Source organism: Mucilaginibacter sp. (assembly GCF_039921305.1).
In the GTDB taxonomy this organism is placed as follows: domain Bacteria; phylum Bacteroidota; class Bacteroidia; order Sphingobacteriales; family Sphingobacteriaceae; genus Mucilaginibacter.
In genome coordinates, this window is sequence record NZ_JBDSCA010000052.1 from 194773 (window position 1) to 210382 (window position 15610).

General features: G+C 40.7%; 14 protein-coding genes. 4 read left to right on the top strand and 10 right to left on the bottom strand.

All coding sequences use genetic code 11. From position 1 onward, the window contains the following. The first annotated feature begins 112 nt into the window (after positions 1-112). Positions 113-889, top strand: a complete 777-nt coding sequence (locus ABIN91_RS16015) for a GDSL-type esterase/lipase family protein (protein ID WP_348052235.1) — start codon at positions 113-115, stop codon at positions 887-889. A 19-nt stretch (positions 890-908) separates the two neighbouring features. On the opposite strand, the gene ABIN91_RS16020 is transcribed toward ABIN91_RS16015, so the two are convergent. The 7 genes from ABIN91_RS16020 to ribD all read right to left on the bottom strand — a co-directional run bounded on the left by ABIN91_RS16020 (position 909) and on the right by ribD (position 8913). Next, positions 909-2021, bottom strand: coding sequence for a bile acid:sodium symporter family protein (locus ABIN91_RS16020; RefSeq protein ID WP_348052236.1), 1113 nt, complete (start codon positions 2019-2021; stop codon positions 909-911). A gap of 100 nt (positions 2022-2121) precedes the next feature. Then, complete coding sequence (locus ABIN91_RS16025; RefSeq protein WP_348052237.1) at positions 2122-4434, bottom strand: FdhF/YdeP family oxidoreductase; 2313 nt, start codon at positions 4432-4434, stop codon at positions 2122-2124. A gap of 10 nt (positions 4435-4444) precedes the next feature. Continuing rightward, positions 4445-5299, bottom strand: a complete 855-nt coding sequence (gene fdhD / locus ABIN91_RS16030; RefSeq protein WP_348052238.1) for a formate dehydrogenase accessory sulfurtransferase FdhD — start codon at positions 5297-5299, stop codon at positions 4445-4447. A 37-nt stretch (positions 5300-5336) separates the two neighbouring features. Beyond that, entirely contained in the window at positions 5337-5684 is a 348-nt protein-coding gene (locus ABIN91_RS16035) for an MmcQ/YjbR family DNA-binding protein (RefSeq protein WP_348052239.1), read from the bottom strand. Positions 5685-5834: 150 nt separating this feature from the next. Next, positions 5835-7184 (bottom strand): magnesium transporter, encoded by a 1350-nt coding sequence (gene mgtE / locus ABIN91_RS16040; protein ID WP_348052240.1) that lies wholly within the window; start codon positions 7182-7184, stop codon positions 5835-5837. Positions 7185-7271: 87 nt separating this feature from the next. Next, positions 7272-7886 (bottom strand): YigZ family protein, encoded by a 615-nt coding sequence (locus tag ABIN91_RS16045; RefSeq protein WP_348052241.1) that lies wholly within the window; start codon positions 7884-7886, stop codon positions 7272-7274. Beyond that, the gene (ribD, locus tag ABIN91_RS16050) at positions 7876-8913 is read right to left on the bottom strand and encodes a bifunctional diaminohydroxyphosphoribosylaminopyrimidine deaminase/5-amino-6-(5-phosphoribosylamino)uracil reductase RibD (protein WP_348052242.1); all 1038 of its coding nucleotides are present in this window, start codon (positions 8911-8913) and stop codon (positions 7876-7878) included. The genes ABIN91_RS16045 and ribD overlap by 11 nt, the downstream gene beginning before the upstream one ends. A gap of 35 nt (positions 8914-8948) precedes the next feature. Between ribD and prmC the strand changes: the two genes are divergently transcribed. Further along, entirely contained in the window at positions 8949-9815 is an 867-nt protein-coding gene (gene prmC / locus ABIN91_RS16055; RefSeq protein ID WP_348052243.1) for a peptide chain release factor N(5)-glutamine methyltransferase, read from the top strand. 7 nt (positions 9816-9822) lie between these two features. On the opposite strand, the gene xerD is transcribed toward prmC, so the two are convergent. Then, entirely contained in the window at positions 9823-10722 is a 900-nt protein-coding gene (gene xerD / locus ABIN91_RS16060) for a site-specific tyrosine recombinase XerD (protein ID WP_348052244.1), read from the bottom strand. 33 nt (positions 10723-10755) lie between these two features. On the opposite strand from xerD, the gene aroQ reads away from it, so the two are divergent. Both aroQ and ABIN91_RS16070 read left to right on the top strand, forming a co-directional pair. Continuing rightward, positions 10756-11175, top strand: a complete 420-nt coding sequence (gene aroQ, locus ABIN91_RS16065) for a type II 3-dehydroquinate dehydratase (protein WP_348052245.1) — start codon at positions 10756-10758, stop codon at positions 11173-11175. Positions 11176-11183: 8 nt separating this feature from the next. Continuing rightward, the gene (locus tag ABIN91_RS16070) at positions 11184-13706 is read left to right on the top strand and encodes a mechanosensitive ion channel domain-containing protein (RefSeq protein WP_348052246.1); all 2523 of its coding nucleotides are present in this window, start codon (positions 11184-11186) and stop codon (positions 13704-13706) included. Here ABIN91_RS16070 and ABIN91_RS16075 read toward each other — a convergent pair. Together ABIN91_RS16075 and ABIN91_RS16080 are read right to left on the bottom strand one after the other, a co-directional pair. Then, complete coding sequence (locus tag ABIN91_RS16075; protein WP_348052247.1) at positions 13675-14706, bottom strand: glycosyltransferase family 2 protein; 1032 nt, start codon at positions 14704-14706, stop codon at positions 13675-13677. The genes ABIN91_RS16070 and ABIN91_RS16075 overlap by 32 nt on opposite strands. Next, positions 14703-15584, bottom strand: coding sequence for a lysophospholipid acyltransferase family protein (locus ABIN91_RS16080; protein ID WP_348052248.1), 882 nt, complete (start codon positions 15582-15584; stop codon positions 14703-14705). The genes ABIN91_RS16075 and ABIN91_RS16080 overlap by 4 nt, the downstream gene beginning before the upstream one ends. Between the last annotated feature and the right edge of the window lie 26 nt (positions 15585-15610).

A 15610-nucleotide genomic window follows, 5' to 3' on the forward strand; every position in this document is an offset into this window, starting at 1 on the left:
CTATCACTCACCTATACTTTTGACTCTAACCATTATTTTATCCCCGCTTTCGCCTCAATTAAAAATAATTATTGTTAAAATTGTATAGCCGCAATTTAACCAACCTATTATTATGCTTCGCAAAACCATTTCTGTTGTTTGTTTAGTATTGTTTATTACTCTTTGCTCCTTCCGCCTGCAAACAACCGACGGGTACTACAACATAATTTATATTGGCGATAGCATTACTCAAGCCGGCCAGGTTAAAGATGCTCAAACTTATGGCCCTGCCGCGCAAAGCACAGCTTATTTACTTAAAAAAAACATATTCAAAAACGTTCAGTTTAGTAACCAGGGCCGCAGCGGTTTTACTACCGTTGATTTTTTACCGTCATCAAAAAAGGCATACCCTAAAGTTATTGAGGCTGCCAACACGTTTTATAACGAAAAATCGGCCACGTTGCTTTTCAGTATTATGCTGGGTACCAATGATAGCGCCATTAAAGGCCCTAACGGCTCACCCGTATCGCCAGAGCAATATCACGACAATTTAAAAACCCTTACCGATAGTTTATTTAAACGTTACCCGGATTGTAAAGTGATATACCATAACCCCATATGGTACAGCGATAGTACACATAACAGATCAACCTATTTGGTTGAAGGGCGCGAACGCTTACAAAGCTATAGGCCGCAGTTAAAACTACTGGTTAACGAATATAAAACCATACACCCCGGGCAAGTATTTTTGGGCGATAAAAAAGGATTTAAATACTTTAAAAAACACTATTTAACGGATATGAATACCGAAAAAGGCCCAAGCGGCGTGTTCTATCTGCATCCTAATCAAAAAGGTTCGGCATCATTGGGTGAACTTTGGGGAAAAGCTATCGCGAAGGCTTTAAAGTAATGATAACTATCCACATTGGTTATTGCATCTTGACTCCTGATTCTTCCCTTTCTTCCGAAGGTATCCGGCTGTGCCACCATGTAGCTAATGATGAACCATTTACATTCATAATAGGACCGAATAAAGCGGCGGCTAATCCTATGGTCGACATGCCTCCCATAAATAAAGCCAACCCGGCCGCCAGCCCCGAATTTTGCATCCCCACCTCCAACGAAATGGTACGGCAATCCCTTTCCTTAAAACCCATCCACCGGCTAAACCAATAGCCTAAAGTAAAGCCTAATGTATTATGGATAAATATGGCAACTACCAGTAGCATACCAACTTTTAACAAGCTATCGCGCCCGGCGGCGGTTATTACTATCAAAATCACGGCAATCCCTATCATAGATATTAGGGGCATAATTTTATCCAGCCATTTCACTTTACCACGTGCTATAAAATGGAACAACAAGCCGGCCATTATAGGGAATATAACAACCTTGGTAGTATCCCAGGCCATATCCCAAAAATGAACCTCAACCAAACGCCCCGCCAGCAAACGCATAAGCAAAGGTGTAAACAACGGTGCCAATAAAGTAGAAACGGTTGTAACCGCGATAGATAATGCCAGGTTAGCCCTCGCTAAGTACGACATAACATTTGATGCCAACCCACTTGGGCAGCATCCTACCAAAACAATTCCGGCAGCAATTTCTTTCGGGAAATCAAATACACTCACCAAAGCAAAGCCAATTAAGGGCATAACCGTATAATGGCAAACTACCCCAACTAAAATAGCTTTGGGCGTTTTAAATACCATAGCCAGTTCTTTCAAACTCAGCTCGCTACCCATTCCAAACATGATGATCTGTAGCAGCGGGATGATCAACTTAGATAGTTTGAACCCATTTACACTCACAAAATATTGCGGATAGTACATGGCCAAACTAACCACCGCGAATATTATTACCGGAAAACTAAAGCCTTTCAGCTTAGCATATTGCCTGAATATAATAGCCAATGAAGCAAAAGAAAGCATCAGTAACCACCCTTCCATCTGCGGCAACTGTATTTGGCTAACAACAATATAAGCAAGTAAAAAAATAACAGGTATAAAATGCCAGGTTTTAATTGGGCTGGATTTAGTCATGACAGGTAATTAGATTGATGCTGCAAAATAAGGTTTTCTGCCGTATTTTAACAGCCCAATAAATAAAGCTATCATCAATGACAAGGTGGTGAATTTGTATTTAAATTCCGTGTCGTTTGATCTTAATAATAACCAATTTTGATGTTGGGGTATTACTTTTCAAAGCTACACTGTTAATAGGCACCAGCACATTAGTTTCGGGGTAATAGGTAGCCGTGCAGCGCTCCGGGATATCATAGGGCACTATAATGAACAAACGGGCGGCGCGCTCTATATCATCGGTATAATTAAACAGATCAACCTTATCACCGGCTTTTAATCCCGCTTTCGCGATGTCTTTCGCATTCATAAAAATTACGCGGCGCTCGTTGTGGATGCCCCGGTAACGATCTTCCATGCCATAAATAGTGGTATTGAACTGATCATGACTGCGGATACTGGCCATCATGTATTCATCGTCGGCCAGTTTGTGCTCGGGTAATTCGGCTACATTAAATTTGGCAAACTTTGAGCCATCGGGCAATTCAAATTTACCTTCGCGCGGTGCATTGGGAATATAAAAACCTCCGGGCAACCGTACCCTGTCATTATAACTATTAAAACCCGGTACCACCTTTTCAATATCATCACGTATCGTATCATAACCGGCAGCAAACTTATCCCAATCAACCACCGATCGTTCGGCAAGCGTTGCCTTCGCCATACGGCAAACTATAGCTACCTCGCTTAACAGATCATCAGATATTGGCTGCAACACCCCTTTCGACATTTGCACCACTCCCATCGAGTTTTCGCAGCTCACAAATTGTTCTTTCCCGTTTATCATGTCTTTATCGCTGCGCGCCAAACAAGGCAGTATGATACTTTCTTCGCCGTTAACTAAATGGCCGCGGTTTAATTTGGTTGAGATATGTACCGATAATTTCAACTTGCGCATCGCATCAGCAGTAAAATTGGTATCCGGCGTAGCCGAAAGGAAGTTACCGCCCATTGATACAAATACTTTTATTTTACCGGCATGCATAGCTTTTATACTTTCAACCACATCATACCCATGCCGGCGCGGGGGCTCAAAGCCGTATACCTCTTTTATTTTATTCAGTTGTTTTTCGTTAGGCTTATCAAAAATGAGCATGGTGCGGTTGCCTTGCACATTGCTGTGCCCGCGTACAGGGCACAAGCCTGCCCCCGCCTTCCCTATGCTGCCCTTTAACAGGATGAGGTTGGTTATTTCTTTAATGGTATCAACTCCGTTTTTCTGTTGGGTAACGCCCATGGCCCAGCAAATAATGATCTTGCTTTTGTGTTTGAGCATATCTGCTGCCTCACGGATCTGTTCTGCCGGCACTCCGGCAGCCGCGGCTAAATCATTTAGTTTATATTGTGATAAATGATCTACAAACCCGGTATACCCGGTAGTTTTATCTTTTATAAATTGCTGATCGAATACGGTACCCGGCTCACTGTTCTCGGCTTCAAGCAACAGCAATTCTATAGCCTTAATAAGCGCCATATCGCCGTTTATTTTAACCTGCAAGTACAAATCGGCCAATTGTGTTGTAAAACCCAATACGCCCGTTACCGTTTGCGGGTTTTTAAACCCCATTAAACCAGCTTCGCGCAAAGGGTTTACCGCTATTATTTTGCTGCCCTTTTCTTTAGCCTTTTGCAGAGCGGTTAACATACGCGGATGATTAGTGCCTGGGTTTTGACCCATAATAATAATAACATCCGTATCGTAAAAATCATTCAGCGTTACGGTGCCCTTGCCAATCCCTATAGATTCTGATAAACCCGTCCCGGTTGATTCGTGGCACATGTTTGAGCAATCGGGCATATTATTGGTACCATATTCTTTAGTAAAAAGCTGGTAAACAAACGATGCCTCGTTACCCGTACGCCCCGAAGTATAAAATGTAGCCTCGTTGGGCGATTGTAACGCATTTAAAGCATCACCTATCTTTTTAAAAGCCTCATCCCAGCTAATGGGCTGGTAATGTGTTGCTCCTTTCGGCAGATAAACAGGCTGGGCTATGCGGCCTTTTTTGCCTATTTCCATATCATTCAATGCCGATAGATCGGCCACAGAGTTTTGAGCAAAAAATTCGGCGGTTAGCTTTTTGGTAGTTGCTTCTTCGGCTAATGCTTTGGCGCCGTTCTCGCAATATTCCGCAAATGGTGAACGGTCGTCATCCGGATCGGGCCAGGCACAGCTTGAGCAGTCAAACCCGTCCTTTTTATTCATATGGAACAGGGCATGCATCCCCCGTACAGGGCCGGTTTCTGACAAAACATCTTTCATGGCAGCGGCTACAGCAGGGATACCCGCCGCCCAGGTTTTAGGTTCAGATACTTTTAACCTGCTTAATTTTTCCGGGTTTTCGGCTGCCGGCTGTTTTATTTCTTCGCTCATGATAGCTCAACTATTGGGTAAATAATATGCGGTGTGGCGCGGTATAAATGTTAAAACGCTCATCGCGCAAAAAACCAACCAGGGTGATGTTAAACTCCTGGGCCAGTTGTACTGCCAGGGTTGATGGCGCACCAACGGCAGCTATGATATTGATGCCCGCCATAGCCGCTTTTTGAACCAACTCAAAGCTTGCCCGGCCGCTCAACATTAACACGGAATTACTCAAAGGCACCATACCCTTATTAATAGCAGCGCCTATTAGTTTGTCCAAAGCATTGTGTCGGCCTACATCTTCGCGTACCAATAACATTTCGCCTGTATTGCTAAATAATGCTGAAGCATGTAACCCGCCGGTATCGGTAAAAACATCTTGATGCTTTCGCAAAATATCAGGTAAACTATATAAGATATCCGAATAGATAAAGCTATCATCTAATTGATTATCATTAAATTGACCCACGGTACGTATAGCATTAATAGAACCTTTGCCACACACGCCGCAGCTTGATGTGGTATAAAAATTACGCTCCGTGTTTTTCAGACAGGGTACACTATCGGGATGCAAACTCACCTGTATCACATTCTCTTTATTCTCCGCGCAAGCGATAAAACAATGATCTATATTGGCAATAGCTTTCACATTAGTGATGATGCCTTCGGTAAATAAAAAGCCTAAAGCCAGCTCGGCATCGTTACCCGGTGTGCGCATGGTGACCGAGATATTCTGCACTTTGCGTTCATCTACTGGGCCATGTTCTAAACGGATCTCTAATGGCTCTTCAATGGCGAGCACATCGTGTGTAGCTACGCTTAAAGCGGATTTAACCTTGATAATGGGTAATTGCAAACTTGATGCTGAAGCCATAGTTTAAGTACAATTATTGCGGTGCTTTGTTCTGGAATTACAAACCTAAAGTAGCTTTGAGCTTATTGGGTAACTTTTCGACTACCATATTATAAGATTGCCTGGCGTAGTGCTCCCACTCTTTTTTAGTAAACAAACTAATATCGCTAATGTAAATCCACTTGTATCTTGCTAAATGCGGGGCAGGTTTAAAACCATCGCGCGAGGCCAGTTCCTCAAATTCTTCGGGGTTTACTTTGAATGATGCAGTTGGCGGATAAGCATCCGGAGCGGTGATCAAAAACATTTTACCACCCACGTTAAAACAAAGATGCTCTTCCCATTTAATATCCTTAGTTACAGCGGGGAAGCTGTCGCAAATGGTTTCGATGTCTTCTATGTTCATTGTTTAATTTTTGGTGATTGAAATTAAACAAAATGTGACAACAAAAAAATGTCATTTCCTTTAGATTAGCTTCAACAAAACATCATTGGTTGTTATTATAGTTGAAGCTAATCTAAAGGAAATGACAAGGTTTTATATTTATAAATCACCCTACAATAACAACTTTGTGGCCAGCCAAAGCGGCAATAAAAAGCCAAAACAATCTGTAAATGTAGTAATAATGATAGATGAGGCTACGGCAGGATCAATCCCTACCCTTTTCAATATCAATGGTATAGATGCTCCGGTTAAACCAGCTATCATCAGGTTGCCTGTCATTGCTAAAAAGAGTACAAGCCCCAGCATTGGGTTAGCATCGTAAAATAAAGCCACACAGAACACGATTATACCATTACTGGCACCATTCACCATTCCAACCAAAAACTCTTTTAAAACCGTATTATAGGCTTGCTTATCGTTCAGATCGTTCAATGATATACGCCGAACAGTTACAGCCAAAGCTTGCGTAGCGGCATTACCACCCATACCGGCAATAATAGTCATGTAAGCTGATATGATCGACAACTTGGCTACAGTAGAATCAAAACCACGAATAATAGATGCCGCCAAAAACGCGGTGCCTAAATTTATAATTAACCAGGGCAAACGGCTTTTGATCGCGTCCTGCCAGCTACCGCTCAACTCCTCATCTTCGGATACCCCGGATATCTTCAAGATGTCCTCGGTATTCTCTTCCTCCATTACGTCGATGATATCATCAACCGTAATTCTGCCCAACAGGCGCATGTTATCATCAACAACGGGGATGCTGGCCAGGTTATATTGTGATATCAACTTGGCTACATCTTCCTGATCTAAATCCGCCTTAACGTAAACGTATTCTGTTTTAACCAGATCGGCAACTTTGGCATCGGCCTTGGCTTTGATGATATCCTTAACGGAGATAATACCTTGCAGAATTTCACGGTCGTCTACCACGTAAATGGTATAAAAATCCTCCATTTCTTCTGATTGGCGGATGATCTCATCCAGGGCATCCTTTTTATCCAAGCGTAGGTTCACCTGGATAACGTCGGTATTCATCAAACCACCCGCGGTATCTTCGGCGTAGCTTAAAAGTGAACGTATTTCTGTAGCATCTTCATGATCGATATCTTTCAATATTTCATGCTGCTCGTGCTCCTCTAACTGGGATATTAAGTCGGTAGCATCATCATAATCTAAGTCTTCAATTATCTCAGAGCGTTTTTCGGGATCGAGATTAAAAAGGATATCTTCGGGGTGATGTTCTTCATCCATCTCCGAAATAACGTCAGAAGCTTCCTCAACAGGCAAAACGTTAATAATGCGTTCACGGGCTTCCTGATCAAGCTTTTCAAAAATGATGGCAATTTCTGAGGCGTGGTAATCCTCCAGAACCGTTTTCAGTTCTTCATCCGTCCCCTCAAGCGCGGTTTTAATGCGCAGCAGATCTTCTTTATTAATTTCAAAGGATTGCATACCGCTTTAAAAATACAAAAATATGCCCAAAACGCCGAACAAAGCGACGGGCAAAAACGAAAGGTGCTTTGAATTAAGGACTTAGTTTTACAACGTTGATACCCATTTAATTTTAACCCCGGTAATATGATGCAAAAGGCCCATCACTTTTTCAACCTGGCTTTTGCGCACTTCTATTTTAACCAGGCAATCGGTATCAAATCGCTGTTCAATAAGGTTTAGATTTTCACTTTTGATCACTTTCATAACATCATTCATTTGCAAATAGTTAAACGATATCTGGTAAACATCATTTACAGTTTTCTCAATGATTTTAACCGACTTTAAAGCTTCTTCGGTAGCAACTTTATAAGCGTTGATCAATCCGGGAACGCCAAGCAGTGTACCCCCAAAATAACGCACTACTACTACGGCAATATTGGTGAGGTTATGTGATAGTAAAGTATTCAAAATTGGCCTGCCCGCCGTACCTGATGGCTCACCATCATCATTCACACGAAATACAGATCTATCCGGGCTAATACGCAAAGCCCAGCAATGGTGATTAGCTTTAGGATGTTCACTTTTCAATTGGGCAACAATGGCTTTAATATCGCTATCCGATTTTATTGGGTACACAAAACCCATAAATTTGCTTCCACGATCGCGAAAGATACTTTCGCCGGGTTCGGTTATGGTTAAATAAGTATCCTCAAATAACATATGGTTTTATTATACGTAAAGTATCCTTACCAACAGCATTAACCGATACTACTTCCCCTTGTATTACAGGTGATTGTATGCCTTTTTTCAAAGTAACAGATCCGGTAAATACACGAGCCTCATCCCATAAACCATCCTTAATAAAATGAGCCAAAGTACTGGCGCCACCTTCTATTATTACCGATTGGATGTCCTGCAAGTAAAGCTGGTAAAGTATGTATTGGGGTACGTAGTAATTAAAATCTTCGAGCGAGATATATTTTGTTTTACCATCAAATTCGGTTTTCACTTCGTTGATCACAAAGGTTTCTACCGATTGATCGAACAGGTGCAAATGTTTGGGTAATTCCAGTCTGCGATCTATTACTATGCGTTTTGGCGCTTTACCTTGTCCGTAACGTACATTTAATTGAGGATCATCAATTAATGCGGTGTTTTTTCCAACCAAAATAGCATCCTCCTCACCCCTCCATTGATGAACCAGCTTACGCGATTCTTCACCTGTTATCCAAAACTGGCTATTATCGGCGGGAGCGAAAAAACCATCCTCAGTTTGTGCCCATTTTAATATGATGTATGGGCGATGCTTTTGTATGCGGGTAAAAAAACGTTTGTTAAGTTCAAGGCATTCTGCCTCTAAAACACCAACAGTAACGTTTATACCGGCGGCTTTTAGTTTTTCAATACCTTTCCCGTTAACCTCGTCGAAAGGATCACGGCAACCAATTATAACATTGGGTATTTGGTGTTTGATGATCAGATCGGCACAGGGTGGTGTTTTACCATAATGCGCGCAAGGCTCCAACGATACATAAATAGTTGATTGGGATAGTAAACCTTTATCCTGCACATTATTTACCGCATTTACTTCGGCATGCGCCTGACCGTATTTTTGGTGATAGCCCTCGCCTATAATGCGATCGTTATGAACAATAACAGCCCCAACCATTGGGTTCGGGCTAACAAAACCCATTCCCAGTTGAGCCAGCTCCAAACAGCGCCGCATGTATTTATTATGATCAAGCATTTTTGCAAAGGTATGCTTTTATGTTTCTTTGCAGAATGAAAACTGTTCAGGATGCTTTGATCAAATTTGATGATGCGCTCAAGTCGATTTACGACAAGCCTGAAATAAATGCCATTAAATACCTTACCATAAGCGAGGTACTTATGCTATCCAAAGCACAGTTACGAGCCTATGCATCCAACGAATTAACCAAGGCACAATCGCAAAAGCTGGCTAAAATTATTAAAGCGCTGCAAACAGGTAAGCCAATCCAATATATCTTAGGCGAAACCGAATTTTACGGATTACCCTTTAAAGTAACACCGTCTGTTTTGATCCCTCGCCCAGAAACGGAGGAATTAGTGGAGTGGATAATAAGCATCGCAAAACAACGCCATGAACTGGAAACCATATTGGATATAGGAACAGGCAGCGGTTGTATCCCAATAACGTTAAAAACATACCTTCCATCGGCTAAGGTTTCGGCGATTGATATTTCTGCGCGGGCCCTAACTGTGGCTAAACAAAATGCTCAGTTAAATGATGTTGAAGTTAATTTTATTAAAGTCGACATTTTGAAACAAAGCGGTATGGTTATACGCAATACACATTATTCAATCATAGTAAGCAATCCGCCTTATATTACAGATAGCGAGAAAAGCCAAATGCATACTAATGTACTAAGTTATGAACCACATTTAGCACTGTTTGTAACCGACCACAACCCACTGATATTTTATAACGCCATAGCCAACTTTGCCCTGCAAAATTTAAAAGAGAATGGCCTTCTTTTTTTCGAGATCAACGAAAACCTGGGTAAGGAAACAGTTAAGCTATTACAGGATAAGGGTTTTAAAAACATCCAGTTGAGGCAGGACATGCGAGGTACGGACAGAATGGTGGCTGCTGAATTAACTACCTAAAACAAAATCAACTCCTCGGATGGTGATCTATAATAACCGTCTTCAAATACTCCCTATCCAAATGCGTATAAATTTCAGTTGTGGTAATACTCTCATGGCCCAGCATTTCCTGCACTGCTCTTAAATCAGCACCACCTTCAATTAAGTGCGTAGCGAAGGAGTGTCTGAACGTATGCGGGCTGATGCTCTTTTTCAAGCCAATAACTTCAGCAAGTTCCTTAATCATCATAAATACATAAACCCGACTCAATCTTTTACCACGCCGGTTCAAAAAAACCATATCTTCCTCCCCGCTTTGCACCGGGATATGTACCCGTACATCGTGTAGCCACAGCTTCAAAAACTTGATACCTTGTGAGCCTATAGGTACTAAGCGTTCTTTATCTCCCTTGCCTAAAACCTTGATGAATTCAATATCAAGGTATAGGTTTGATATGCGTAGGTTAATCAATTCGCTTACCCTCAACCCGCAACTATATAATACTTCTATCATAGTTTTATTGCGCATACCTTCGGGTTTGGATAGATCAATGGCGTCTATCAGTTTATCAATATCAACTATGCTTAATGTGTCGGGAAGCTTGCGTTTTAGTTTGGGCGCTTCAAGCAATTCGGATGGATCGTAGTTCAATTGATTATCCATCAGCAGGTATTTATAAAAAGCTTTGATGCCCGATATGATGCGCGCCTGTGATGTTGGTATCATACCCAGTTCGTTAATCCACATGATAAACTCACGCAAATCTTTCAATACAACAGTTTCAGGCTGTAGTTTAACCGGCTTGCTATCTGCAAATTGTATCAGTTTATCTAAATCGCCCAGATAAGCGCCAACGGAATTAGCCGACAGGGATTTTTCCAATCTCAGGTACGAACTAAAGCCTTTTTTTGCTTTCTGCCAATCCACTTGTTTTTTGTTTAATTGTATATATTTGAACTGATGAAGATACAAATTATCAACGGACCGAATTTAAACCTATTAGGTGTCCGCGAGAAATCTATTTATGGCAGTTCTGATTTTGAAACTTACCTTGCCGAATTACGCCAACGCTATCCTGATTTGGAGATTGAATACTATCAAAGTAATGTAGAAGGCGAAATTATAAACAAATTACACGAAGTTGGGTTTAGCTACCACGGCATAGTGATGAACGCCGGTGCTTACACCCATACATCCGTTGCCATTGGCGATGCCATTGCAGCTATAAACGTACCGGTAATTGAGGTTCATATTTCTAACGTATACAAACGGGAAGAATTTAGGCACCACTCCATGCTGGCTAAAAACTGTAAAGGTGTGATTGCCGGTTTCGGGATGGATTCATACCGTTTAGGCATCGAAAACTTAATATCTGAATAAACACATACATGCGCAACCTATTTAAGCTACTATCATTTGGACTACTTACCCTGCTGTTAATTACAGCCATACATGATAGTAGCGCGCAGGATAAAAATAAAAGAGCACCCGCCCGCTCGCGACGGGATTCTATACGCCGTGAGTTATTACAGCGCAAATCGCTAATACGCTCTTTCCATCGCACCGGCGATGCCGATTTAGATAATTTACTCGGTAAGATAGAAGATTACACAAGCCAATACATTCAAAACAATTCCGACTTATCTAAAGGTTTCGATACACTTGAGATCAGCCAGCGCCTTCCATCATTGGAAAAACGCATGGGGATAATGAAAAAAACGATTGATAATTCAACTACACTTGTCTACCTGGTTACGATCAGGAATATGGTTGACCGGGTTACAGATCAAACAAAATCATGGGCAAAAAAACTATCCAAATACAGTGATCAGCTTGATACCCTTAATGCCGACGTTACCAGCTTTCAGCAAGATACCATTATAAGTTATGCTCCCGAAGACCCTTTCGTACAAAGAAAATACGTTCTTCAAGTTCAAGATCTTCAGGCTAAATGGAGAAAATTGGATAGTTGTGTCAAAAAGTCAATTATCAGAATAGGTTATCTGCAAAACAGTATTTCATCATTATCAATCTTAATGATTGATTTGGACGATAAGGTGGATATCAAAATAAGCCAATTTACAGTTAAATCAATCGATAATGAGTACGGTTTTATTTGGGATATGCACCCACAAAAAAACCCGATAGATACTGCAGTTGCTAAAACATACAATCTTAATTCAAGGCTTGTCAAATACTTCTTCCCAAGCAAATCAAATTATTGGAGCCATTTAGCTTTCATATTTCTCTTAATTTTATTTTTTGCCTGGATATTTAACAGCAAGCGAAAAATAAGACGCATAAAAGATGAAGATGCTGCTAAAATCTTCGCCCAAACACGCTATATCGTAAAAACGCCTTATACAGCTACATTGGCAGTTGCCAGTATATTAGGCTTATACTTTTACGACCATCCTCCACAGGTAATTATTCAATTCATGCTCGTTATTACAACAGCATGTATTGGCTTACTCATCAGAAATAACTGGCCAAAGCCATTATTTAAATTTGGGGTAGTACTTTTTGTATTGGTTATCATATTTGGTATCAGTAGTCTGTTTATCGAGATCACACATCTTAACCGGATCGTCCTACTACTTTCGTCGGCCGCGGCTATCTATTTCTCATTTAAATTCCTACCGTTTTTAAAAGCCAAACCAGAGGAATATCCTCCATTTATGGAGCTTATTGTTAAGGTATTTATTGCTTTACATGCTATATCGATATTGCTGAATATTGCCGGCAGGTTTAGTATAGCGCAAATAATTGGTTGTACCACGGTATTCAATTTATCCCTTGCTATGGGCATGTATCTGCTTGTGCAAATTTTAATGGAAAGCTTGTTTTTGCAATTAGAAGGTAACAAAACCGAGAATCAGGAAATAATATCCTATCTGGATTTTAAAGTTTTACAAAAGAAATTTAAAGATGTTGCTATCAAGATCGCCTTTGTACTTTGGTTATTCGCACTTTGCAGAAACCTTGTAATTGATGATTATATTTATGATCAGGCTAACGACTTTTTAACCCATCCATATAAATTCAGCAGCACCGCATTTACTTTTGGCAGTGTATTGATCTTTATGATTGTGATTTGGATGTCGGGGATCATAGCCCGGCTTATCAGTTACTTTTATGATTTTGCCGGGCAGCAAACCAAACTAACACTACAAGCAAAAAAAACACGCTCATCTATCCTGCTTATCCGTTTAACCGTATTCGTAATAGGCTTTTTTGTGGCCATAAGCGCGGCGGGCATTCCCATGGATAAAGTAACTATTGTTATTGGTGCTTTAGGTGTGGGTATCGGTTTCGGTTTACAAAATATTGTAAATAACCTTGTATCGGGTGTAATTCTGGCTTTTGAGAAACCTGTTCAGGTTGGGGACATTATAGAGGTTAGTGGTAAATCTGGTACAATAACGGAGATCGGTATCCGCTCCAGTAAAATTGATTGTGGTAATGGCTCCGAACTAATTGTGCCTAATGGCGATCTGATATCTCAACATGTTGTAAACTGGACGCTAACTAATAACAATCGTCAAATTGAACTCACCATTGGGGTTGCTTACGGCTCAGATGTCAAAAAGATCGAAGACATATTGAAAGATATCGTTAACAATCACGATGACATTATGAAAACACCTGCTCCCGGTGTATATCTCAACAACTTTGGTGAAACCGCTATTACTTTCAAGATCCAGTTTTGGGCCGAAGAAATTGGCAAATACACATCGTTAAAAAGCAAAATACTGAGTGAAATTTACATCAAATTTGCTCAGGAAGGTATTGAGATACCCAACCAAAAAAACGATATACAAGTTAATTTTCCCGAAGGTTCGCGTTTAATAACAGATAGTAACCCTGTTATACCGCCAGTTAAAGAAAGTCCTTCGGATCAAGATCAATAAAGTGTGTTTTTTTGCGAATAAAAAAGTCTAACACAATACTGCGGTTATACATGCCCTTTAAATTATAGTTGCGATGGCGTGATTTTACTGATGTAATATTCTTGGTAAAAAGCCTGCGTATAAAGTTTTGATGTGCTTTACTTACAGCCCAGGCATTCTTGTATTTCTTTTCGCTGATAAAGCGCAATAAAGCCATCAGGTCAAAGCACATCCTTATCGGAATGATAATCAATGCTCTCGAAAATGGCAGATTCTTTTTCAGTAATACCAGGTTATTTCTAAAGTTTAGGTAGGTTTTAAATGGAGATTCTGTATCTAACGTTCCTCCACCAACATGGTATACTTCCGATTCTGCACAATACATCACCTTTAGGCCCATGTTTTTTAAGCGCCAGCACAAATCTATCTCTTCCATGTGTGCAAAAAAGCGTTCGTCAAAACCAAGGCATTCGTCCCAATATTTCTTTTTGATAAATAATGCTGCTCCTGATCCCCAAAATACTTCCTTTGATACCTCGTATTGCCCTTTATCCTCTTCTATATCAAAAAATATACGCCCTTCGCAAAACGGGTAACCAAACTTATCGATAAAACCACCGGCCGCACCGGCATGCTCAAAGTGAGTTTTTTGACGGAAGGATTTAATTTTTGGTGCTGCGGCGGCAATAAGATCATCACTCTCCATTAATTTTACAACCGGTTCTATCCAACCCGGTACAACTTCTATGTCCGAATTTAACAGCACATAATAATCAGCTTCTACCCTGTTCAGTATCCGGTTATAACCACCTGTAAAGCCGTAGTTTTGATCGTTGGTGAGGATACTTATAGTTGGATAGTTTTCTTTCAAAAACTCAACAGATCCATCGGTTGATGCATTGTCGCCAACAACAACTTCCATGTTAGGGTAAGTGCTTGCCATTACCGAAGGCAAAAAATCATGAAGGTACTTTTTACCGTTCCAGTTCAATATAACAACGGCAACTTTAGGTAAACTCATCCGTTAACCTCCGGTTTAAATTTCCACCTTCTGTGCGACCATAGCCAATATTGCGGTTCTTCTTTAATCATATCTTCGAGCGTGTGAAGATATAGGTTTGTAATTTCATAGGGTTCTGTTTGCTTGGGCTCATCAACCATAGGTACAAATTTATACTCATAAAACCCACGTTTAACACGTTTTATTTTTCCAAATACAATGGCCGAGTTAAACATGATAGCCATTTTTTCAATCCCCTGAAAAACAGCGGTCTGCTGGTTTAAAAACTGTGTGTAGTATTGTGTTTCGTGCCTAACTGGGGTTTGGTCGGCAGCTAATACGGTAAAGGTCAGGCTTCTTCGCAACTCAGTTAGCTTGCGCAGGGTTGATCGCATTTGCACCAGTGTTACACCAAAGCGCCCCCTAACTTTAAGGTAATATTTGTTAGACGGTGCATCCTGTAAAGGTTTGTAAACCATTATTTTTTGATATTGTGGTATCAGGCTAAAACGCAACACGCACCACTCCCAGTTACAATAATGACCAACAGCGGCTATCAGGCTCTTGCCTTGTTTGTGATATTCTTCTATTAGTTCCGGATTTGTAAGGTATACCCTGCGCAGTATCTCCTTTTCTGATATTGAGATCATTTTGATGGTTTCCACGATCAGATCACCAAGGTATTTAAAGTATTGCTTCTCCAGTAGCCTTATTTCGGCCTCTGTTTTTTCCGGAAATGAGTTCCGTAGATTTTCATAAACCACTTTACGCCTGTAGCCCGTGATATAATAAAGCAAAACATAGAGTACATCGGCTATCAAAAACAAGAACCAGAAAGGCAGTAACGAAACCAGATATAAAAAGAAAAACACAATACTTGAAAGCCCTGCTTTTATCATTATTTTTGCGACGATACCAACCACAA

Bases quoted from the DNA above. Each gene is read 5' to 3' on its own strand.
- ABIN91_RS16015 (WP_348052235.1), top strand. From the start codon at position 113: ATGCTTCGCAAAACCATTTCTGTTGTTTGTTTAGTATTGTTTATTACT.
- ABIN91_RS16035 (WP_348052239.1), bottom strand. From the start codon at position 5,684: ATGAACATAGAAGACATCGAAACCATTTGCGACAGCTTCCCCGCTGTA.
- ABIN91_RS16080 (WP_348052248.1), bottom strand. From the start codon at position 15,584: ATGATAAAAGCAGGGCTTTCAAGTATTGTGTTTTTCTTTTTATATCTG.
- prmC (WP_348052243.1), top strand. From the start codon at position 8,949: ATGAAAACTGTTCAGGATGCTTTGATCAAATTTGATGATGCGCTCAAG.
- fdhD (WP_348052238.1), bottom strand. From the start codon at position 5,299: ATGGCTTCAGCATCAAGTTTGCAATTACCCATTATCAAGGTTAAATCC.
- ribD (WP_348052242.1), bottom strand. From the start codon at position 8,913: ATGCTTGATCATAATAAATACATGCGGCGCTGTTTGGAGCTGGCTCAA.
- ABIN91_RS16020 (WP_348052236.1), bottom strand. From the start codon at position 2,021: ATGACTAAATCCAGCCCAATTAAAACCTGGCATTTTATACCTGTTATT.
- mgtE (WP_348052240.1), bottom strand. From the start codon at position 7,184: ATGCAATCCTTTGAAATTAATAAAGAAGATCTGCTGCGCATTAAAACC.
- ABIN91_RS16045 (WP_348052241.1), bottom strand. From the start codon at position 7,886: ATGTTATTTGAGGATACTTATTTAACCATAACCGAACCCGGCGAAAGT.
- ABIN91_RS16025 (WP_348052237.1), bottom strand. From the start codon at position 4,434: ATGAGCGAAGAAATAAAACAGCCGGCAGCCGAAAACCCGGAAAAATTA.
- aroQ (WP_348052245.1), top strand. From the start codon at position 10,756: ATGAAGATACAAATTATCAACGGACCGAATTTAAACCTATTAGGTGTC.
- ABIN91_RS16070 (WP_348052246.1), top strand. From the start codon at position 11,184: ATGCGCAACCTATTTAAGCTACTATCATTTGGACTACTTACCCTGCTG.
- ABIN91_RS16075 (WP_348052247.1), bottom strand. From the start codon at position 14,706: ATGAGTTTACCTAAAGTTGCCGTTGTTATATTGAACTGGAACGGTAAA.